Origin of the sequence: Tetragenococcus halophilus, from assembly GCF_001712815.1 — a bacterium.
In the GTDB taxonomy this organism is placed as follows: domain Bacteria; phylum Bacillota; class Bacilli; order Lactobacillales; family Enterococcaceae; genus Tetragenococcus; species Tetragenococcus halophilus.
This window is the reverse complement of sequence record NZ_CP012047.1, coordinates 763,303-785,165: the sequence shown is the minus strand read 5'-3', so window position 1 is coordinate 785,165 and position 21,863 is coordinate 763,303. Positions and strand designations below refer to the sequence as shown.

Annotated in this window: 16 protein-coding genes, 1 tRNA gene and 1 pseudogene; 2 read left to right on the top strand and 16 right to left on the bottom strand. The window is 36.5% G+C overall.

What is annotated here, in order from left to right:
- Positions 1 to 161 precede the first annotated feature (161 nt).
- The 4 genes from AC806_RS03710 to AC806_RS03695 form a co-directional block, all read right to left on the bottom strand.
- The gene (locus tag AC806_RS03710) at positions 162 to 1,148 is read right to left on the bottom strand and encodes an NAD(P)H-quinone oxidoreductase (RefSeq protein WP_069029378.1); all 987 of its coding nucleotides are present in this window, start codon (positions 1,146 to 1,148) and stop codon (positions 162 to 164) included.
- 22 nt (positions 1,149 to 1,170) lie between these two features.
- The gene (locus tag AC806_RS03705; RefSeq protein ID WP_069028792.1) at positions 1,171 to 1,920 is read right to left on the bottom strand and encodes a DUF4336 domain-containing protein; all 750 of its coding nucleotides are present in this window, start codon (positions 1,918 to 1,920) and stop codon (positions 1,171 to 1,173) included.
- Between the two features lie 21 nt (positions 1,921 to 1,941).
- Complete coding sequence (locus AC806_RS03700; RefSeq protein WP_069028791.1) at positions 1,942 to 2,829, bottom strand: quinone oxidoreductase family protein; 888 nt, start codon at positions 2,827 to 2,829, stop codon at positions 1,942 to 1,944.
- A 217-nt stretch (positions 2,830 to 3,046) separates the two neighbouring features.
- Positions 3,047 to 4,015, bottom strand: coding sequence for an ornithine cyclodeaminase family protein (locus tag AC806_RS03695; RefSeq protein ID WP_069028790.1), 969 nt, complete (start codon positions 4,013 to 4,015; stop codon positions 3,047 to 3,049).
- Between the two features lie 181 nt (positions 4,016 to 4,196).
- Between AC806_RS03695 and AC806_RS03690 the strand changes: the two genes are divergently transcribed.
- Positions 4,197 to 5,147, top strand: coding sequence for a 2-hydroxyacid dehydrogenase (locus AC806_RS03690; protein WP_069028789.1), 951 nt, complete (start codon positions 4,197 to 4,199; stop codon positions 5,145 to 5,147).
- Positions 5,148 to 6,120: 973 nt separating this feature from the next.
- On the opposite strand, the gene AC806_RS03685 is transcribed toward AC806_RS03690, so the two are convergent.
- From AC806_RS03685 to AC806_RS03655, 7 genes and pseudogenes are all read right to left on the bottom strand, one after another.
- Positions 6,121 to 6,300: a hypothetical protein gene (locus tag AC806_RS03685; RefSeq protein ID WP_050989756.1), complete on the bottom strand. Its 180-nt coding sequence runs from the start codon at positions 6,298 to 6,300 to the stop codon at positions 6,121 to 6,123.
- A 152-nt stretch (positions 6,301 to 6,452) separates the two neighbouring features.
- Positions 6,453 to 6,884, bottom strand: coding sequence for a GNAT family N-acetyltransferase (locus tag AC806_RS03680; protein ID WP_069028788.1), 432 nt, complete (start codon positions 6,882 to 6,884; stop codon positions 6,453 to 6,455).
- A gap of 303 nt (positions 6,885 to 7,187) precedes the next feature.
- Entirely contained in the window at positions 7,188 to 8,156 is a 969-nt protein-coding gene (gene nrdF, locus AC806_RS03675) for a class 1b ribonucleoside-diphosphate reductase subunit beta (RefSeq protein ID WP_014124466.1), read from the bottom strand.
- Positions 8,157 to 8,181: 25 nt separating this feature from the next.
- A complete protein-coding gene (gene nrdE, locus AC806_RS03670; RefSeq protein ID WP_069028787.1) occupies positions 8,182 to 10,344 on the bottom strand; it encodes a class 1b ribonucleoside-diphosphate reductase subunit alpha in 2,163 nt (720 codons plus the stop codon).
- Positions 10,345 to 10,455: 111 nt separating this feature from the next.
- Positions 10,456 to 10,680: a glutaredoxin-like protein NrdH gene (nrdH, locus tag AC806_RS03665; RefSeq protein ID WP_014124464.1), complete on the bottom strand. Its 225-nt coding sequence runs from the start codon at positions 10,678 to 10,680 to the stop codon at positions 10,456 to 10,458.
- Between the two features lie 248 nt (positions 10,681 to 10,928).
- The gene (locus tag AC806_RS03660; protein WP_014124463.1) at positions 10,929 to 11,363 is read right to left on the bottom strand and encodes a VOC family protein; all 435 of its coding nucleotides are present in this window, start codon (positions 11,361 to 11,363) and stop codon (positions 10,929 to 10,931) included.
- A gap of 251 nt (positions 11,364 to 11,614) precedes the next feature.
- Positions 11,615 to 12,932, bottom strand: a pseudogene (locus AC806_RS03655) (IS1380 family transposase).
- A 335-nt stretch (positions 12,933 to 13,267) separates the two neighbouring features.
- On the opposite strand from AC806_RS03655, the gene asnB reads away from it, so the two are divergent.
- Positions 13,268 to 15,139 (top strand): asparagine synthase (glutamine-hydrolyzing), encoded by a 1,872-nt coding sequence (gene asnB, locus AC806_RS03650; RefSeq protein WP_014124462.1) that lies wholly within the window; start codon positions 13,268 to 13,270, stop codon positions 15,137 to 15,139.
- Positions 15,140 to 16,584: 1,445 nt separating this feature from the next.
- Here the strand turns inward: asnB and AC806_RS03645 are convergent.
- The 5 genes from AC806_RS03645 to AC806_RS03625 all read right to left on the bottom strand — a co-directional run bounded on the left by AC806_RS03645 (position 16,585) and on the right by AC806_RS03625 (position 21,847).
- Positions 16,585 to 16,657 (bottom strand) — tRNA-Lys (locus AC806_RS03645).
- A gap of 105 nt (positions 16,658 to 16,762) precedes the next feature.
- On the bottom strand, positions 16,763 to 18,235 hold the full coding sequence (locus AC806_RS03640) for an alpha-amylase (protein WP_041591794.1): 1,473 nt from the start codon (positions 18,233 to 18,235) through the stop codon (positions 16,763 to 16,765).
- A gap of 92 nt (positions 18,236 to 18,327) precedes the next feature.
- Positions 18,328 to 18,708: a nuclear transport factor 2 family protein gene (locus AC806_RS03635; RefSeq protein ID WP_069028786.1), complete on the bottom strand. Its 381-nt coding sequence runs from the start codon at positions 18,706 to 18,708 to the stop codon at positions 18,328 to 18,330.
- 168 nt (positions 18,709 to 18,876) lie between these two features.
- Positions 18,877 to 20,175: a group II intron reverse transcriptase/maturase gene (ltrA, locus tag AC806_RS03630; protein WP_014124458.1), complete on the bottom strand. Its 1,299-nt coding sequence runs from the start codon at positions 20,173 to 20,175 to the stop codon at positions 18,877 to 18,879.
- Between the two features lie 637 nt (positions 20,176 to 20,812).
- Positions 20,813 to 21,847 carry an ABC transporter substrate-binding protein gene (locus tag AC806_RS03625; protein ID WP_014124457.1) on the bottom strand — a complete coding sequence of 345 codons (1,035 nt, stop codon included), beginning with the start codon at positions 21,845 to 21,847 and terminating at the stop codon, positions 20,813 to 20,815.
- Positions 21,848 to 21,863 lie beyond the last annotated feature (16 nt).

Here is a 21,863-nt window from a genome sequence, read left to right as displayed (position 1 = left end):
TTTTACCGGCTAAAATAGTAGAATAAGTAATGAATAGCGTTTTCTTTACTCAAAATTACAAGAACGAGTAAAAGAAATCTTGCTCATTGTTTAATTCCAAATTAGAATAAACCAACACCTAACTAACACAATACTGAACATTCTTTACAGAAGTAATTATTTTACGCCTCTTTTACTTTAATTAACAATTTCCCAATATTTTCGCTATTTTCCATCGCTTGATGAGCTTTTGCTACATCTGCAAAAGCGTAAGTTTGATGGATAATCGGTTTTATTTTTCCGGCTTGAAAATAAGGGATCACTGTTTTTTGAAAATCAGCAGCTAATACCGCTTTGTAATCATCTGAACGTGGGGATAGTCCGGTACCAATAAATGAAATACGTTTGCCAAGAAAAGCACTTAAATCAACATGATCCACTTCCACTCCCCCAAGTGTTCCAATGAAAATCCAGCGAGCATCGACTGCAGCACTATTAACATTTTTATGCCAGTAAGTCGCGCCAATAAAATCTAGGATAACATCTGCGCCATGTCCGGTTGTTTCTTTTTGAACAATCTCATCAAAATTTTCTTTTTTATAATTGATCGTGACATCTGCACCTAATTCACGGCAAAAATCCAGTTTCTCTTGTGAGCCTGCTGTCACAATAATACGAGCATCACTGATTTTTCTAGCCATCTGAATGGCCGCTATCCCTACACCACTTGCTCCGGCGTGGATCAAAATAGTCTCTTCTTCCTGCAATTTTCCTAACCAATACATGGTTTGATAAGCGGTCAAAAACACTTCAGGTATAGCTGCTCCGTCTTTTAGAGACATCTCTTTGGGTAAGATAATTGCTCTACCCGCTGGAATAATAGCATATTCTGCATAGGCGTCTTTTTTTACTAAACCTGCTACTTTGGTACCCGGTTCTAATGAAGGATTATCAGAATGGTTTGCTTTTACCACACCACTGACTTCAACGCCTAAAATAGGATAAGGCTTTTTCATTGCCGGATTTTCTCTTGTTAAAATATCTAAACGATTAATCCCCGCATATGAAACCTCAACCAAAAGTTCGCCATTTTCTGCAGTTGGAACTTGTCTTTTAACTAATGTTAACTGTTCACTTCCTCCGGGTTTTTGAACAGACCATGCATTCATTTGCATAAACTCACTCCTCTAATTATTTGTGCAACCAACGAAACGCACGTTTTAATTCATCACTACCATTTTTATCATACCAACGTCCATGAGCCAAAATAATTTTTTCTGGTTGCCAATTTAACATTTGCTCATAAGCTGCTTTTGCGATTTTCTTTCGTCCTAGAAAAGTTAGACGTAAATCGATTGGCGTTTTCCCATCAGGATCTGCAATTCCTCCTAACTTATGTACTATACGCCAAAAACTATTTGAGGTTCGCTTTGATTCAAAGTTTTCAATTAAGTCCGTTAAAATCAATGTGTAACTACTTTTATGGAAGAAAACAACTTCTTCCATAGCACGACTTCCCTTAAAGATAAGCTGCTCAATTTCATCCTTCCAATAAGAAGGCGCAGTATTTTTTAACGAATCATCAAAATGTACCTCTATATCTTGCTTAGCAGCACGCTTTTCAACGCCTGGACTTGACCAAGCAATAGCATCGGGATAACGCTTCTTCCATTCTTCAATATAGGCGTAATGAATTTTATTCGGTGAAATCAAATGTCTTACTGGGCCTAAACGATCAATTTCTTGAAATAGCTCTTCATTAGCTTGAATCGGAGAATGACACCATAAACTTTGATCAGATAATCGAACAATAGTCATTCTAGTTGAAAATGGGACCTTAAAACGACCCACATTCATTTTAATTTGTCCACCGTCTACAATCCAAATATTTTCTGCTACTTTTTTTAAAGTATTTAATGGTTCATAAATGGGAAGTGTCATGATACGCTCCTTTATAGGTAATTAAAAAACGATAATGGTTTTACCGTTATTACCGCTTTGACTAGCATGTTTCAACGCTTCTTGTATCTCATTCATCGAATAGACCGCTTCGATTCGACTGTGTAATTTTCCTTTAGAAAACAAAGTAATGATGGTTTGTAAATCCTCTTGGCTAGTACGAACAAAATTATGTTCTGCCCACAAAGCCTGTTCTTCTACATTGTGACTTACTTTGTCATCACTTACGGTAATCAAACGTCCTTGGGACTGAAGAATCTCCGTACGATCTAAAATTCCTGCTGTATCAAATACTGTATTAAAAGCCGGAACCGATTCATCACTTACATACATTGTCACATCAAATAAATCTTCGCAAATCTTTTTTTGTTCTTTATTTCGGACAAGCCCTGCGACAGAAATTTTCGCTTGTTTTGCTAATTCGATGGCATAACCACCAACTGAACCCAATGCTCCTGTTACAAGTAAAGTTTCCCCTTGCTTTATTTTCAGTTTTCTTAAAGCTTGTAAAGCAGTCACAGCGCCTAAAGGAATGCTTGCGCCATGGATAAAATCAATATCCTCTGGTAATTTTAGCAGTTGGTCTTCTTTAACAGGCACGACTTGTTGCCAGCTTCCTTGTGGATGTAAAGCTAGCACCCGATCTCCTATTTGAAATGCACTATCTTTATCAGCTTCTATAACGATACCAGCGATATCCCAGCCGAGTACCATAGGAAATTGATCAATTTCTTGTACTGTTCCTGGTGTCATATGTTTAATGTCGACAGGATTCACACTAGAAGCAACCACGCTTACTAATACGTCTCCTTTGTTTTTTATCGGTGTGTCTACTGACTGAACTCTTGCAGCCTCAGGCCCACCATAATTTGTTACTTGAATTGCCTTCATATAAAGCACCCTTTCTTTTCAAGACTTACTTAATATCAGTGTATCTTTCTAAACAAAAAAAGTCAGTTAAAAGGTTTTACAGGAGAAGCCGCATGAATTACAGGCGAACGTTCAGGTATCGGACAAGCTATCGCTACTCGTTTACAAGCTGAAAGAGCCACAGTCATTATTCCAGTATTAATTCCTGCCTAAAATAAATAGGCAGGAATTTTTCATTCTAATCATTTTCTTGTACCTTCGTAAAAATCGACTTAGCAGTCGTCAAATCTTGGGCAGCAATGCCCACTGTTTCAAATAGGATAATTTCTTCATCATTTTCTCTGCCTAGCAATTCATTGCTTGCAAGTTGACCGATATCACCTGTAAATTTATCTTTAGTTATTTCTCCTTTATCTAATGGCACAAGTAAATCTCCAGCTTCAGCTAAGACCGCTTCTTGTGAGTCAAAATATATTTTTGAAGCTCTTTTTAATAATTCAACTGGGATTTCTTGCATATGTGGTTGATAAGAGCCTACGCCTGAAATCGTTGCGCCAGCTTTTACTTTATTTCCATCAAAAACAGCTTGCGTAGAAGAAGTTACCGTTGTGATTAAATCAGCATTATCAATCGCCTCATCAGCATCTGCCACGGCAACAATTTCAGTTGGAAATTTTGCTAAAGATTTACGCATGCTTTCCGCAAAATTTTTCGCCCGTTCAAAATCAAGGTCATAAACACGAACTTCTTTTAACTCTTTTGCTGTTAACATCGCTTCAAGTTGCGTGGCTGCTTGCCCACCCGTACCGATTAAAGCACCGATTTTACAATATTTTTTGGCCAATAATCTAAATGCTACACCACTAGCAGCTCCTGTTCTTAGCCGCGTCACATACGTTCCATCCACTAAGCCATTAATTACCCCAGTTTCAGTATCCATAACTAAAATCTGAGCATTAATGGTAGGCAATCCCTTTTCTACATTTCCCGGAAACATATTTAACACTTTAACACAAGAAGCGTCATACTCCTGGCAGTAAGCCGGCATACATAAATAGGTTCCTGTCCCCTCTTCATTTTTAATTTGTGTTCTTAAAGGAACCTCTACTTTTCCCTGAGAAAATAAACGAAAAGCATCTTGAACTGCCTCCATACACTCTTCCATCGAATAATATTTTTTTATATCTTTTTCAGAAATATTAAGCACTTTATCATTCCTCCTTTGATAATTATTAATAATAGTATAACATCTCCTATCACCTTTAAAAAACGTTTTCAGTTTTATCTATTAAGTTAATAATCAAAAAAGGGCTTTAATTGTAATTAACAACGATAAATATTAAAATGAAATCGTAATAATAGATTCAATCGAAATGGAGGATACAATAATGAATGATAAAACAGTGGTATTAAATGGCAGCGTCGTAAATTACGATGGGAATGTTGATTACTCAAACATTGCTTCTGAAGTTGTTGTTTATGATAAAACGCCTGAAGACAAAATCTTGGAACGTGTCGATGGGTTCAATATCGTCGTCACAAAAGAGATGCCTGTACCTGGAAACATTATTCGTCAATTTCCCGATAGCGTAAAGATGATTTGTGAAGTTGGTACTGGCTTTAATAATATCGATATGGATGCAATTCATGAAAAAGGAATTGCTTTATGCAATATTCCAGCTTATAGCACACAAAGAGTTGCTCATACAGGCATCATGTTTATTTTAAACTTAGCTAGCGCCATGCAAAAACAAATTCGCATGTTAGAAGAAGGCAACCATGATAATTTCCAAAAACATCTCATGGTCGATCATATGGAAGTGAATGGAAAAACTTTAGGTGTGATTGGTTACGGAAATGTTGGGCAAGAAATCATTAAAATCGCTCAAGCATTAGGAATGAAGATTTTAGTGTCGACTCGCACACCTCGTGACGATCAAGATGGCATTCACTTTACTACAAAAGAAGAAGTGTTTAAAGAAAGTGACTTTATTTCACTAAATTGTCCTTTAAATGATGAAACTAAACATACAGTAAATAAAGATACCTTGGCTATAATGAAACCAACTGCTTATTTAATTAACACAGCACGTGGTGGTTTAGTTGATGAAAAAGCACTGATTCAAGCCATCCAAAATGGAGACATTGCTGGTGCTGGTTTAGACGTCCAAGAAAAAGAACCACTGCCTGATGATAGCCCACTATATGATATGGATAATGTCATCATAACGCCTCACATGGGCTGGCGCGGTCTAGAAACCAGAAAACGTTTAGTCTCATTAATTCAAAATAATATTCAAGCCTTTGCCAAAGGCGAACCTATTAATCGTGTTGATTGATCGTTTAGCTACGATATATTTTTAAATAGGAAAGTCCCCAACTTTTGTCATTGAATTCTTACAAAAGCTGGGGTTGTTTTTCTCAAAAGACAATCACGATTTTTCCATTATTACCGCTTTGGTTAACATCTTTTAAAGCGGTTTAAATTTCATTGACGGAATAGACTGCCGTTCCCCTTGTTTATAATTTTTTATCTAGAGTAAACTGAATTGTGTCTTGTAAGTCTCTTTGATTAATAGACACATGGTTTTGTTTAGCAAACGATATATGTTGTTTTACTTCATTACTAACATCGTCATCACTTACCGTGATCAGTTCTCCCCCTTACTTAAGAATGTCCGTACGATCTAAAATTCCTGCAGTATCAAAGACAGCATTAAATGTTGGAAGGTTTTGAAAAAACCTGTAAATGAAGTAGCGGAGCTTTTTAACTAAAAAGAAAGCTCGTTTTCTGAAAGTAAACTTCAGATATAGTTTCTATCAATTTACAGGGAGTCAATTAACGAAACGTTCCCTATCTTTGGCTTTTCAGGGGTTAAATTGCAATTTTACTACCTAACATGTTGAACATAGGGAGTAAATCAGCTATTCAACCCCTATGTTTCTTCTTTTTTGCCATAATTATATAATTTTATGCTAATTTACACTAATAACAGGTAGTCTTTTTTCAATCTATTCCCTGTCTTTTATTTCTCAGGGAGTAAATCTGAGAAACGTTCCCTATCTTTTCAAACATAGGGAGTCGTTTTGGATTTTACTCTCTATCTTTGATGTTTACCGCTTAGAAAATAGATTACCCACTTATAGAAAAACTATAGTTTAGTGTTTCTAAATATAAACTAAATTTGAAAAGCAAGGACTATAAAAAACAGAGGAAATGGAAAGTCGAAGACACAATTGCTGAACCTCTTTTCAGACATAGAGCCTAGCTAACGTATATAATCATAAGCAATATTTATAAACAAAAACTGTCTACCGCTCGCTTCGCTCAAAATCTTGACGAATAAAATTTAAAATAATCGAAGCTAATCGTTGTTTCCAATAGTTTTCTTCCACGTACAACGCATATACATTAGGCGTTAAATCTTTACGTTTATGATAGTTATTTCCAATTACTCCTGCTCCTAAAATAATCTCGTCTTTAGCATTCATGCCTACATACCACTGGGGCACGGTGTTAGAGTTATTAATACAGTCTTGTATGTTTTTTTATAACTTGTAATAGAGGCCTTCCATTTTTCTGCAAACCAAGTCGCAGTTCTTTCTAATAGAAAAGACGCATCATGTAGAGGGACTAGCCCAGTTCAGCTATTAGTTAGGTGCAGTAAAGGGTATGGACGGTTTTGACCGTCTACACTGGAACGACCCATAATCAGAAAGCCATTTTTCAAATAAAATTTCTTAGCCACAGTATTTTGTTCATTTACATCAACACCAGTAATACCATATTTTGTGATTAGTTCTTGCAAAATAGCTGTTCTATAACCTTTAGCTGTAAATTGGGGATCGATAAAAAGCATCTCTAAATATTTTTCATTTTGACCGCTAAAACCTAGCAAATTATCCATATCATACCAAAGTCGAATATCTAAAAAAGGAAAATAACTTGGAATTTCTTTCCGAATTCGAACTTTATCTTCTTGACTTAAAAAATCATGCGTAGCTGTCACGCTTTTGTCCCATAAGGCAATAATTTGTCCTTCGTCTTGCTGTGTCGCAATTTTATTGCTTAACATATTTTCTCCTAAGTAAATTTTTCTATAATTTATTCAAGTATAAATCATAAAGAGGGGAAATTTCTATATTAATTTGTATCAAGATAAAATGATCCATATTTATCCCTACATTCCTCCACTTTTATATAATTATTGGTGGCAACTTTTTTAATCTACCTCCAATAAGTTAAATTGGTAGCAAGTTTGCAGAGTTGCCTCCAATAGCAGTTATTTATTAATATTTTTCAAATGAAACAAAAAAACTAGGTATTTTATGTTTATCGTTAAGTTAAACATAAAATACCTAGCGCAAAATTTTATTAACTAATCATCTAATCCTATCATATAATCATCATCACTCATCGCTTCAACAGTTCCAAGCAAATAACCATTACCGACTTGTGAGAAGAAATCATGGTTGCTGGTTCCTGTGGAAATCCCATTCATAACAATCGGATTGACATCATTCGCGCCATCAGGGAACAACGGATCTTGCCCCATATTCATCAAAGCCTTGTTGGCATTATAACGTAAGAAGGTCTTTACTTCTTCGGTCCAGCCAATATCGTCATAAAGTTGTTCCGTATAATGTTCTTCATTTTCATATAATTCAAAAAGAAGATCATACATCCAATTTTTCATTTCTTCTTGTTCTTTTTCAGAAAGTTCGTTGAATCCTAATTGGAATTTGTAACCAATATAGGTACCATGAACTGATTCATCGCGGATAATCAACTTGATAATTTCTGCCACATTTGCCAACTTGTTATTTCCTAAATAATACAGCGGTGTATAAAAACCTGAATAAAATAGGAAAGTTTCCAAAAAGACACTGGCTACCTTTTTTTGTAAAGGTGAACCATTTTTATAGATTTCATTGATACGTTCGGCTTTTTTCTGCAAATATTCATTAGTATTAGTCCACTCAAAAATATCATCAATTTCCGCTTTCGTATTCAAAGTGGTAAAAATTGAAGAATAACTTTTCGCATGAACAGACTCCATAAATTGAATATTATTTAAAACTGCTTCTTCATGCGGTGTGCGAGCGTCTTCGCGAAGACGCTCCATCCCATTTTCAGATTGTATGGTATCTAATAGAGTTAAACCACCAAATACATATCCCACAAGTTGTTTTTCTTGTTCACTTAAGCTACGCCAGTCATCTAAGTCGTTTGACAAAGGAATCCGCGTATCTAGCCAAAATTGCTCAGTTAACTTTTCCCATGTTGATTTATCAATAAAATCTTCGATTTCGTTCCAATTAATGGCTTCATAATAAGTGTTTGCCATTTTTGCGCCTCCTTGTTTCTAAACTTTAGATGACACAGCTTTCACATTGATTGCTGCCGATTTCTTCTTCATCTTCAGTAAACGTACGTACATAATAAATGGATTTAATGCCTTTATGAAAAGCATAGTTTCTTAAAATATTCAAATCACGTGTCGTTTGTTTATTCGTATCTGTCTTCCATTCGTAAAGCCCTTCAGGAATTTCCGAACGTAAAAACAGTGTTAAACTCATGCCTTGGTCTACGTGTTTTTGTGCTGCAGCATAAATATCAATCACTTTACGCATATCGGTATCATAAGCTGAAGTGTAGTAACCAATTGTATCATTATCTAAATGAGCAGCTGGGTAATAAATTTTCCCAATTTTCTTTTCTTGCCGTTCTTCAATTAAACGAGTAATTGGATGAATACTAGCGCTTGTGTCATTAATATAAGAAATTGAACCCGTTGGCGCAACTGCTAAACGGTTTTGGTGATACAAACCATATTTTTGCACTTCGTCGCTAAGCGCTTGCCAATCCTCTGCACTTGGAATAAAGACTCCTTCAAATAAAGATTGTACTTTATCAGATTTTGGTTGAGGTGCATCTGCAATATAGGAAGCAAAATAGCTGCCATCAGCGTAATCCGAATTTTCGAAGTTATGGAAAGTTGTTCCCCGTTCTTTTGCGATGTTGTTACTTTCAACTAATGTCCAGTAGTTTAACAACATGAAATAAAGATCCGTAAATTCGATAGATTCAGGAGAACCATATTCCATATGATTTTTCGCAAAATAACTGTGTAAGCCCATCGCGCCTAAACCGATGGTATGATTTAAATGGTTCCCATTTTGAATGGTTGGGACAACGTCAATATCTGAAGAATCTGTCACAAAAGTTAAAGCACGCGTCATGGTTTGCACAGATTTTCCAAAATCAGGACTGTCCATTAAGTTGCCAATATTGGTTGAGCCTAAATTACAGCTGATATCTGTACCAAGTACTTCGTAATCTTGCTTGCCATTAATGACTGAAGGTTTTTGTACTTGTAAAATTTCAGAACATAAATTACTCATGATGATCTTACCATCAATTGGGTTGGCCCGATTAGCCGTGTCAATGTTAATGATATAAGGATAACCTGATTCTTGTTGTAGTTTTGAAACTTCATCTTCTAATTCACGCGCACGGATTTTGGTTTTGCGAATATTTGGATTGTGCACCAAACGATCATATTCTTCTGTGATGTCTACATAAGAAAATGGGACGCCGTATTCTTTTTCAACACTGTAAGGGCTAAATAAATACATGTCTTCATTTTTTCTTGTAAGCTCATAAAATTTATCCGGTACAATTGCACCTAGAGATAATGTCTTCACACGAACTTTTTCATCAGCGTTTTCCTTCTTAGCGGATAAAAAGCTAATGATGTCTGGATGGAAAACATTTAAGTAAACCACACCCGCACCTTGGCGTTGACCTAATTGATTTGAATAACTAAAGCTATCTTCAAACAATTTCATAACGGGTACAACACCACTAGCGGCGCCTTCATAACCTTTAATAGGTGCACCAGCTTCGCGCAAATTAGACAATGTAATGCCTACACCGCCGCCAATGCGAGAAAGTTGTAGCGCCGAGTTAATACCACGACCAATAGCGTTCATATCATCGGTTAACTGTACTAAAAAGCAAGAAACCAATTCTCCACCGCGTTTTCTTCCGGCATTTAAAAATGAAGGGGTTGCCGGTTGATAACGTCGATGAATCATTTCATCTGCTAGATCAAGCGCCAACTGTTCGTCTCCATCAGCGAAATACAAAGCATTAATCGCTACGCGGTCTTCAAACCTTTCCAAATATTGGCTACCATCATTCGTTTTTAAAGCATATTGGGAATAAAACTTATAAGCTGCCATAAAAGAATGGAAGCGGAAATTTTGATTATCTAAAAACGCATAAAACTCTTCCAAAAATTCTGGCGTATATTTTTGAATAAACGTTTCGTCTAAAAACTCATTTTCGACCAAATAATTCATCTTATCTATAGCAGAATCAAACTTCATTGTATTTGGTTCTACGTTTTCTCTAAAGAAAGCTTCTAAAGCTTCCTGATCCTTATTTAGCGGAATTTGACCATTCACCGGGCGATTAATTTCATTATTAAGTTTAAAGTAACTGACATCTTTTAATGTTTTTAAACTCATGCATACACAACCTTATCTATAAAATAATGGGAAAAAAATAAAAAACAAGGACTTGTGAGTCAGAAGTGACGGACAAATCCCAGTCTTTTTTGAATTTGTTCAAAGAAAGAATTAACTTGCTAGTTGACGCAACTGGTCAGGACGGAACCCAACCACCGTAGTCGCATCTGAAGTAATTACTGGAACACTTTGGAAACCTTGCTCTTTTAACCAATCCAATGCGTTAGGTTCATTATCGATATTAACCTCTTCAAAATTAATATTATTTTCAGCTAAAAAGCGTTTTGTCATTTTGCATTGCATGCAATTATTTTTAGAGAACAGTGTAATATTCATAGTCGTTCCTCCTTGGTATTTCGTTTGATTAACTGTGTCTATCATATAATGAGTAATAAACAAAAGTCAATAGAAAAATACCATATCTTGTGTTTGTGAATCAGAGGAACACTAATTGTTGTGTTTTATTCACAATTTTTTAAAAGTCTTTTACTGTTAAATGAGGGCTTTGCCTTATCTTTTTTACATAAAAAAATCTCTTCAACTCTTTAAAAATTTCTAATTGTGAAAGTCATCTCAACAAAACATTATTCATCCATTCCCTGTTCAAACATCGCTTGACGTTCTTCAAAAGAAACTTCTTTATGAATTTGATGCAACATCCATTGGTAACCAAACGTATCGGCCACGACAGCATTGGTTACACCAAAGTCAGACATATTTGTTAACGGCATTAATTCTTGCCAGCCATGATCCATTGCGCGTTGAAAAGTTTCTTTGATATCAGGAACCATTACATTTAACCAAATCGGTACCACAGTTTCTTTAGGCGCTTGCATTCCAGCGTCAAGATTTTCATCTAGCAAATGAATACGTGTATCATAAATCGTAAACACCACTTCATTTTGTCCCTTAGGAAAATCTGTTTTTTCGATCAATTCTGTCGCAAAAATTTCTTGATAAGTTGCAAAAGCCTTTAATGCGTCATTTACGACAATATCCACTTCCACTCCAGTATGCATACATAAATACCTCCAATTTTTCTTTTTAAGTTTAACACAGAATAGTTAACCTGGATGATTTCTAAAAAGCTTGTGGATAACTTTCGTGCCGAATGAAAGCGTCTTTTTGATGTTATTGAATCATTTCTTTGCCTTTTTTGGCAAATGACGGTGCTGGACAACTTTCTATATCTAAAAGTGAACATACTTCTTCCTAGAATGTCTTTAAGGCGAAAATCAAGACGCTATTTTTTCTTCTTTTTTTCTCATTTTTATAGATTCAGTCGCTGGATTCTGGCAAGAACGTCCCAGAATAAAGTGTCATAAACATTCGTATTCGAAAGATGGATTTGAATTTGTCGTGCATGCGCCGTCATTCTGCCTGCTATATGAAACAGTTTAAAACGGATGGTATCGATCACTGTCGCTTTTTCTGTCGAAGGAAAGGTTAGATGCTTCATCAAGTGAATAATGTTGTAAGCCATAAAACTTAAGGCTAAACGCGCTTGATTGGCGGTAAACGAAGCGCTATCTGTTTTTTCGGCAAAGAAGCCGCCTTTCATTAATGAAGTTTTCCATGTTCCCTCGTTTTTGATAGAGTTGAAAAATCGTCTTGGGATCGAGATTCTCAAAGTTTGTAACGATAAACTGAAAATCGCTAAAAAGTAAGGACCCGGCAAGACGAGTGGCTTTCATGGCGACTCGACGTGATTGTCGCCATTTGTTAGCCCGATAGTCCATTAGAAAATATTGCTGTTCGGTTTTCGTATAATCGGTGTCATCTTGATAAAGGACTTGATGTTGAATGTGGTCGAGCAAACGGGCGTTGCTTTTGAGTTTGATCACATAACGGACTTGACGGTCTTCGCAATGGGAAAAAATTTCGGGCTTGGCAAATCCGCTATCTCCACGAACCATGATCAGAGGATCACTGGATCGCTGCTGATATCGATCTAACATCTCCTCGAGATAATCTTCGGCATGGGTAGACGTATAGGATTTTCCGTGACGATGGCGAACATCTAAAGCAAGCCCGGTCAATCCTTCAAAAGTGACAAACGGATGATAGCCATTGATGCCATAGTGATAGATAAACTCGGCTTCTTCTTGTTCCCCGTAGGTGGGACAAGCCGTCGAATCAAAATCGAGCACTAAGTGTTGTGTATTGTCATGGTCTAACCATAGATCCGCTAAGTCTTTGGCTACTTGTGAAAGTTGCGACACATTTTCTGTCGTTAATGTATGCAGAAAGGTCGAAAGCATGGATTGCGAACTAAGGTTTTCTTGTTGAAGCGCTTCTTGAAAGAGGCGATCGTATTGCACTTTATTGGCGTCTCGATCGCGTGAATATCCCGCAATCAATTGATAAAGCCATTGTTTCAAGATTTCTAGCCAGGAATGATGTGAAAATTTGCGGCCATCGTTGATATAAATCCGTTCATTTAATAACTGATCAAAATGAATCTTCTTTAAAAATTCGGCAACCAATACCATTCCGGCATCATTGGTTAAGGCGCCCCCATCATTGGCGATAGAAATTTTCTTTTGAGAATTGAACATTAATGGTTTTTGTTGTAAAGTGAAAGACATAAGAACGCACTCCTTATTGTTATGTTTTGTCGACTTTACAATAACACGAAGTGCGTTCTTTTTGTACACCCAAAAGGTGAAGCAACTAAACTTTTAGAAAAATGAGCATACCAAGGATTGAATCATTCTTGGAAAAATTTATAAATCATTCAGGGTTAACTTTCACGAAAAGAATTTTACTTCTAGCTGTGTCAATATAGTCATATAAATAATAAAAAATAATTTTTTTATTATTTAACTACTAATGTTTTACGATCATCCATTCATGTGGTACATTGTTACTGTTGACGTAAATGAAATTTTAACTAAACTATAGTGAAAAGGTGACAAGAGCAATGTGTGGGATTGTTGGATTTGTGAATACAACTTATTCAAAAGATGAAAAAGCAGATCAGTTAGAACAAATGATGGCACGAATCGTACATAGAGGCCCCGATAACACAGGCCAATTTATTGATGAAGGCGTGGGACTAGGGTTCCGACGCTTAAGTATTATTGATTTAAAATGTGGTAACCAGCCCATTTTCAACGAAAACGACACAAAAGCGATTATTTTTAATGGAGAAATTTATAACTATCAAGAGTTGCAACAAGATCTCCAAGATAAAGGGCATGTTTTCAAGACAAGCGCGGATACAGAAGTTATCTTACATGGCTATGAAGAATATGGAACAGAAATCGTTCAAAAACTACGTGGAATGTTTACTTTTGCGATTTGGGATAGAGAAAAGCAAGAACTGTTTGGCGCTCGCGATCACTTCGGAATTAAGCCATTATATTATTATCATAAAAATAATACCTTTATGTTTGGTTCAGAAATTAAAAGCTTCTTGGATCATCCAGCATTCGAAAAACAAGTGAATCCAGGCGCCTTAAAACCATACATGACGTTTCAGTACCCTGCAACAGACGAAACATTTTTTAAAGATGTCTATCGTGTTCCAGAAGGACACTATTTTTTCGTAAAAAATGGCGAAGTAACATTCACCCAATATTGGGATATGGAATATACGGAAGAAAATATGACAGAAAAAGAAGCGGTGGATTTGATTGACCAGGCCGTTCAAGAAACAACAAACGCTCATCTGATTAGTGATGTTGAAGTCGGAACGTTTTTATCGAGTGGGGTAGATTCTAGCTTAGTGACGACGCTAGCCAAACCTCAATATACGTTTTCCATTGGCTTTGGTGAACACACCTACAACGAATCTTCCGAAGCTAAAAAACTAACAGACATTTTAAACTTACGTAACTACTCACGTGTGATTGAATCTGAAGAAGCCTTTAATGCCTTTCCTGAGATCCAATACCATCTGGATGAGCCTTCTTCCAATGCTTCTTGTGTTCCTCTTTACTTTTTAGCGAAGTTAGCTCGAGAACATGTCAAAGTGGTTCTTTCAGGGGAAGGAGCTGATGAACTTTTTGCTGGTTACACAGAATATGGCTTCTCCTCTAACTCCAAGATGGTCCGTGTCTTTGCTCAAGGGTTAAAGAAATTACCTAAAAAGTCACGTTATCGCTTAGCAAGCCGTTTAAAAAATGCGCATAACTTTCATGGAAGACTTCATTTGTACCAATCCATCGCACCGGCGGAAGATTTTTTTATTGGCCAAGCCTTTGTGTTTGATGAAGATGAAGCTGCAGATTACTTGCAACCAACTTACCAGCAAAGCGAATCGGTACACGATATCGTACACAAACAATATCAAAAAGTCCCCGACCTGCCGGATTTGAAAAAAATGCAATACTTAGATATGCATCAATGGATGCCCAAAGATATTTTATTAAAGGCAGATAAAATGACCATGGCACATTCCCTTGAAGCACGAACTCCTTTATTGGATACCCGTTTAATGGAAGTTGCTGAAAAAATCCCATCCAAATATTTGTTAAATAGTAAAGAGACAAAATACGCCTTCCGTAAAGCCGCTCATCGTCATTTACCTGAGGAATGGGCCAATCGTAAAAAATTAGGTTTTCCAGTACCAATCAAAGATTGGCTACATGAAGAGCAATTTTATCATCAAGTTCGTGACGTTTTTTCATCTGATTTTGCTGCTGATTTTTTTGACCAAGGAAAAATCTTAGATCTGTTGGATCGTAATTACCAACAAGAAATCGATGCTCGACGTAAAATTTGGACAATTTATTCTTTCCTTACCTGGTATAAAGTATATTTTGTTGAAGAAAGTCAACCCAAGAGCTAATGGAAAAACTCAAAAGAAGGAAGAAGCTCGAGTGTATGAAACGACCGGTATCGTTAAGATAGCAGTAGATATGTTGTTATAGAACCTCATTGTTAACTGTTCTTTTGCATGAAAGCTCTTCGTCGTTGCAATCATAATTAACTTAGCTAATTGACGTAAAAAACTATTAGTAAGTGGTAGACTGTTATAAAATTCAATGAGATAAAAATGAGGTGAAGAAAGATGAAGCAAAAAAAGAATCAACTTTCTTTTAAAGAACTACTGCTTACTCTAGTCCTACACCACACTGCTATACTTCTATTTAATTTTATATTTACTAGGCAATTAATATGGGGGCACTTGTTTGTGTATTAGGCGCAATTATTATAGGAACTCCAATTACTTACTATTCGATGAATAATCGAAGTTTTCGATCAATGAATGTAGAAAAATTTTCAATAACTGTATTCATTAACATTCTAGTAACATTAATTATAGGTATGCACTATTTTTTCTCGTAATACATTTGTAAAAATAAAATTAGCAAATAAAAAAGCTCTCCAAGTCTAATAAAATTGGAGAGCTTTTTTAATAGTTAAGATGAAAATGTAGATATAAAACGAATCTAACATCAATATTATTAGAAAGATTTGCGCTCACGCTTAGGTTTGTAGAAATTTAGGATACTTACAGATTCTTTCTTTTGTTAGAAAGTCTAAAATGAACATTCTTTGCAGTAAAAATATTTAATAATATATTTTTATGACGCGTTGCCCATATGATCCCCAACGTTAAGAATAAGGTCGTAAAAAATGAGTCATACTCAGTTGAAATCCTATTCTTTTTAAACAATATAGAGAATCGGTTTGATTATATGTGTAAAAGAACTGTAAAAGACGAATGAAAGGTTATTTTAGACACTTTCTAGAAGTTAGTGACTTCTATATATTAAACCAATCTTCTCCAGTAGATCAATATGAATCAGATGTACAATTTTTCAATTTAATTCTATGACTACACAAATATAATGAACAAAAACGTTGGGAGATAGTGTTCATTCGATTGTTGAATGAACACTCTAACGCTTAAACAATGTTCGTTCGATTGTTGAATGAACATTCTAACGCTTAAACAATGTTCGTTCGATTATTGAATGAATACTCTAACGCTTAAACAGTGTTCATTCGATTGTTGAATGAACACCCTAACGCTTAAACAGTGTTCGTTCGATTGTTGAATGAACATTACAATACTTAATCCATGTTCGCTCAGCAGCAATTGAGAATAAATTCCCAGAAATACCCCACGTTCACTTAAAAAATAAAACTAGGAAATGGAAAATTATTGGCAATAGGGTTATTTTTCTAATTTTAGCTAAATTATTTTAAACAAAAAAAGAGGAGCAAGAAATGTTTTCGAAGTGCTTTTCGCACCAACATTCTTCTCCTCGTGGGTTTGGCACCCAATGGGCTGTGGGGGGCTCGAACCCTCGACCCACTGATTAAGAGTCAGTTGCTCTGCCAACTGAGCTAACAGCCCAAAAATAAATATATTAGCTTTTCATTTAACACCTTAATTATCCTACCACCCTATGATAAAAAATGCAAGTTGTTTTTTCATTAATTACTTTTAAAGATTTATCATTTATTTCTCAATTTTTTCCTTCGGTACCCATACCGAAATCGAGCCAGCACCCACCGCAAAGACAGCAGAGCCATCTTCTTCAATAGTTACTTCTTCTTCTCGATATCCGATAACATCAACATAAGTTTCACCGGCGTGCAGGCTTCCGACATTCATTTCTTTTTCATTTTCATCATTTGTAGAAATAACTACCGCACATCCTACTGGGTGTTCGTCATCGCCACTTCGTGTAAAACCAATACATCTTGGATCGTCTAGATAACCTTCTGTTTCACCATAAGCAAATTGTCGCCTTATATAAAGCAACTTATCGATAAGTTCCTGACTCCCACCATAATCCACATCTTCTGCATAATAACCGTAGTAATCGGGATAATATAAACAAGGATAACCATAAGAACTAAGCAAAATAATGCCATAAGCTAAAGGTTTGAACCAAGGCTCTACAAAGGATTCTAAAGATTGTCCAGGTTGCGAGTCATGATTATCCACAAAGGTAACTGCATACTTGGCATTGTCAAGATGTAAAGTACCGTCAAACAACTGCGTTAGATCATAATTATCCGGATCGATAGAAGCTTCATGTAAAGCGTAATGGAAGCGCACATCCATCATGGAAAAATCAAAATCCTGTTTTTCTAAATATTCTTCCAATACTTCTGTATCTTGTTCCCAATATTCTGCGACAAAAAAGAAATCTTGACCGAATTCTTCTCGAACATAGTCAACCAGTCCATCAATAACTGAACGTTTAATATGTTTTACCGCATCTAAACGAATACCATCAATTCCCGTTTCATTGATAAACCATTTAATCCATTGTTTTGTCTCTTCCAAAACTTCTTCATGTCCATAATCAATGTCTGCAAACATCAAATAATCAAAGTTGCCAAATTCATTAGACACTTCATCATCGTCGGCCCAACCTTTTCCTTCACCAACAATTTGAAAAATCCCCTCAGTATCTGTTTTTTCGTCTCTAGATACGCCGGAAAAATGACACCAGTGCCATTCAAAATCTGAGTATTTTTTCTCTCTTCCTGGAAAATAGAAATGGGGCCAGCCTTCAATTTCGTGTTCGTCACTAATCGCTTTTTGACGATTGTTTTCATCCACTCGAAAGGCTTGAAAGTTTTCAGTTTCATCTGCAGCTGCTTTATGATTTAATACAACATCTGCGTATACTTGAATACCATACTCATGTAGAGCATCAATAGCCTCATGCAGTTCTTCTTTTGTTCCATACTTCGTGCGTACCGTTCCTTTTTGATCAAATTCACCGAGATCATACAAATCATAGACCCCATAACCCACATCCTCTTGCCCTGTCCCTTTGAAACAAGGAGGAATCCATACTGCCGTAATTCCCTTTTCGCTAAGATGCTTAGCATCGTCACGTAACCTCTGCCAATGTTTGCCATCATTAGGTAAATCCCATTCAAAATATTGCATCATTAATCCATTTAGGCTCATAGTTATCTCCGTTCTTGTGTATTTCATTCCTACACAACTAATAAGTTAAGAGTATCATACTATAATACACAACTTATCCGAAGAAAAACGCTCTAATTAACATTTAAGCCTAAATTAGGGTCTGTATAAGCATACATACGCTGGATTAGACCATTCTCTTCATTAATTTCAAATACATTGCAGAAATGGTTATTTTCAATTGTTTGACCTTCTGACAGTTGACCATATTCGGTGCCTTCTACAACGATTCGATTTTTTTCTACTGTAAAGATAAACGCTTCTTTTCTAAAAAATAATTGTTTAAAATACTGTACCAATTGCTTGTTTACTTGTTCAAAAGCATCCCATCCTTTTGCAATACCAAAAGCAGCAAAAAACACTTCACAGTTTTCATGAAATAATTCCATAATTTTTTCATGACTTCTAGCTTCTACAGCTTCAAAATATTGAATAGCAATTTTTTTATTATCCATCAAATGTCCTCCCAGAAATTATTAAGCAAACTTTTTTGTTCAACTTTTATTAGCTTAATTAAAAGAATATCATCAGAAAAGAAATAGGGTAGAGGGGAAATAAATTTCCGCCCCTCCCGTCGCACCGTACGTACGGTTCTCGTATACGGCGCTCCATTTGTATTGTTTTCACGCTTGATTAAGATAGTAATTTAAAGGATTGACCAATCCAGGTCGATCCTTTTTCTTTATGGCTAAAACTTTCGGACTTAGGATAAAATTGACGACGTCCATACCACATTTCCTATACCAACCTAACCTCGAATTTGCCACCTTATAAATATTCTCTTTGGTAAAATGGCATTTGAATAATCGGTTTAATTGTTGTAGATTCGTATAGATTCGTTGTGGCAGTTTCCATTGCTTTATGATGATCACTCGGACTTTATGTCGTAGCCATTGTCCAAACTTTGCTAGATAGGTTTTCATACGCCCGATACGGTAGTAATTGATCCAGCCTCTTATCGTTTGGTTGAGTTTCGTGAATGTCACCGCTAAAGGTCGCGACACCGCCTGTTTTCTTTTAAGGATGGCTTTGGTTTTGTCATAGAGCTTTGTTTTACTGACTTTGCTCGGTTTACACTGCCACCCCTTTTGGTTCTTCCAAAAGGTAAACCCTAAAAATTGACTCTGTATCGGTCGTACCACCTTGGTTTTTGTGACGTTCACTCGTAAGGAAAGCTTTCTTTCAATCCAATTCGTAATAGATTTCATTACACGATTGGCTGCCCGCTCACTTTTGACAAAGATATCCGCGTCGTCCGCATAACGAACAAAACGTAGCCCCCTTGCTTCTAACTCTTTATCCAATTTATTCAGATAAATATTCGCTAAAAGGGGGCTTAGAGGGCCGCCCTGCGGGACTCCTTTTTCGTTTGGGCTCGTTAAACCATTCTCCATAATCCCTGCTTTTAAGAAAACACGTATTAAATGTAAAGTTTCTCTATCTTTGACCCTTTCTCTAAGGGTCGAGATTAATTTATCATGATGAACCGTATCAAAATATTTCTCAATGTCCATATCGATCACCCACTCATAACCTTCATTCAAGTAATCGAGTGCTTTTCCAATCGCTTGATGTGCACTTCGATGGGGACGAAAACCATAACTGCTTTCACTGAAGTGAACATCGAAAATGTGACTCAGTTGTTGCGCGGTTGCTTGTTGTACCACACGGTCTACCACGCTTGGAATCCCTAAAGGTCTTTGTTTTCCATCGGCTTTAGGGATATAGACTCGCTTGACTGCCTTAGGTCGATAGGTCATCGATCGAATCTCCTGAACAAGGTCTCGTCCATGTTGATAGAAGTAATGGTCAAGTTCGTTGACTGTCATTTTATCAACACCCGGAGCGCCTTTATTCTTTCTGACCTGCTCGATGGCTTGTCTCATATTTTGATGACTCGTGATCTTTTCAATGAATCTCATGCGCTGTTCCTCCTCTAGGTGTAGATGGATCCAAGATCGTCCTCACTACTTTTCCCATCGATAGTTACGTTCTACCGTTCTAGGGTATCCTCGTTTCCGGACTGCTTGGATATTTTCTTCTAGCGATTCACACTATACAAACATTCAGCCCTTCACTACATGTAATATCATAGCTACTATGGCCTCGGCTGACTTCTTACGACAAACCTTTTTCGACCGTTCGCAAACGTCCGTAAGATCTCCCAGGGTAAGACACTTATCTTTCTCTCCACAACCTCTTGATTTACTGTCTTGGTTTTACGTTTACCTTTTGGACTTCGGCTTGATATGCAGCCTTATCCACCATTTAGCCTCATCAAGTTCCTGTGCGTAGGTTCAAGAGATTTGCGCCACCACTTCCTTCACCCCATCATCGCTGATTTCGGCTTGTGGCTCGCTACACTTGGCGGTAACTACCCGTGACTAGACTTTCACTAGCTAGATAAATGCCATGCCTGGCACACATAAAAAAATATCGCACTTTTTTGTGCGATACTTACTAAAACGAAAGTATAAGAATTTGTATGCAAGCTTTCACCCACTTCTGAAGTTCATTCTCCGCCGAATGAAGAAAGGTTATTTATTATCCAAAGTTCACTCAATCTTCGTATAATTCTTCTCCAAGCATCTCTAATGTATCAAAGGTACGAGGACCATAGTCCATAAAGTCGTCGTAAGTTGTTGTGTATATTCTATTTTCTTTAATCGCGCTCACATCTTTAAGTAATGGTTCATTTGTAATACTTTCCACCGCTGTTTCGTCTAAATCCGCATTACGATCAGCTGTAACGTAGAGAATAATGTCAGGATCAGCATTAATGATTGTTTCTAAAGAAGGATCTGAGCTACTCCCTTCAATTGCAGGTTGCACATTTAACTGTTCAAGCAGGTCGCTTTGTAAACCTTCTGAAATGTTAAATGCTGCAAATGTTGAATCAGAATCATCATAGGCCACCATTGGAAGAAGCGTTAATTCTTCCTCTCCTTTGTTCTCATCGGCTTTTTCTATAACATCTTGTAGACGTTGTTCCAATTCTTCAGCATATTTTTCAGCACGTTCATTCACATTAAAAATTTGTCCTAAAGTACGTACATCATCGATTACTGCAGTCAAAGGAGGATTCGTGGACATACCACTTGCCGTTTGTATATAAGTTTGTGCGCCTAGTTCATTTAAAGTGGAGACTGACCCCATTGAATCATCATCAAATGACATTTCACGTCCTACGACAATATCAGGTGCGTACTCTGCAACTGTTTCCTTGGATACATTCATCTTATCGCCAATCACTGGGATATCATCAACATCTTCTGCAAATTTCCCAGTAACTTCATTATCTGGTTGAGTAGTGCCGACAATTTTATCTTTTAAGCCCAATTCTAACAAAATCTCAATTGAAGACAGGTTATTTGTCACCACTCGCTCAGGTGCTTCTTCAAATTTTTGGGTCTGAGTATTTCCCTCAGCGTCTGTCACATCTATCTCTAGAGGGTAAGTCGTCTCATTTTCATCGACTTGTTCTTCAGTATTAGCAGTAGCCTCCTGTCCTTCTGTTTGTTGTGAATTACAAGCTGTTAATAAAAGTAAAACTACAAATAATGCGCTTATCAAATAGATAGATCGTTGCTTCATCTGATTCTCTCCTTTA